The 592-nt window shown below is 33.6% G+C and carries 1 pseudogene; it reads left to right on the top strand.

The window, feature by feature from the left end:
* Positions 1 to 525, top strand: a pseudogene (locus HMPREF3138_RS26130) (hypothetical protein); the annotation flags it as partial.
* Positions 526 to 592 lie beyond the last annotated feature (67 nt).

The following is a 592-nucleotide window of genomic DNA, read 5'->3' as shown; positions in this document are numbered from 1 at the left end:
GGATTTGATACGAAAATGATTACTGATTGGATAAGCTCTTTAAGTACTGCCGGTACTTTACTCGTAGCCTATATGGCTTATAAGAAAGCACCTGATTGGATAAGCACAAAAAGAAATGAGTCTGGTTTCGAGCATGTCATTAGCATGATGGCTGAGGGTGATAAAATAGCTGCTGGACTAATAAGATTGTACTTTGATGTTTTAATTACAAATAAGGGGCAACTTAATTTCAACGATGTATCTAACAAAGTAGATGATTATGCTTATAAAACACTTCTTTTGAAATTCAAATTGCAATCATGTAGAAGATGGAAAGTAAAAAGCTCAACAGAAGTACAATTACTTTTCTCTACACTTAGAGATTTTTGCAATGTTTCAAAGCAAATTTTAACTATGGGAGTAAAACCTGAATTTAGTGATGAATTAACTAAACATAAGAACGAGATAGAAAGACTGTCCACCCAGTTATTCAATCAAGATATTGAGAAGTCTTTTACGTTTAACACTTCCTCAATCAAAAAATAGTCAGTAAAAAGCCGCTGTATTTTAGCGGCTTTGATTTCACCATCATAGGGCAGTTCAAATAGATCGG

Origin of the sequence: Serratia sp. HMSC15F11, from assembly GCF_001808215.1 — a bacterium.
Taxonomy (GTDB): Bacteria; Pseudomonadota; Gammaproteobacteria; order Enterobacterales; family Enterobacteriaceae; genus Serratia; species Serratia nevei.
Note: the sequence above shows the minus strand (reverse complement) of the source record. Positions and strands in the feature narration are given on the sequence as shown.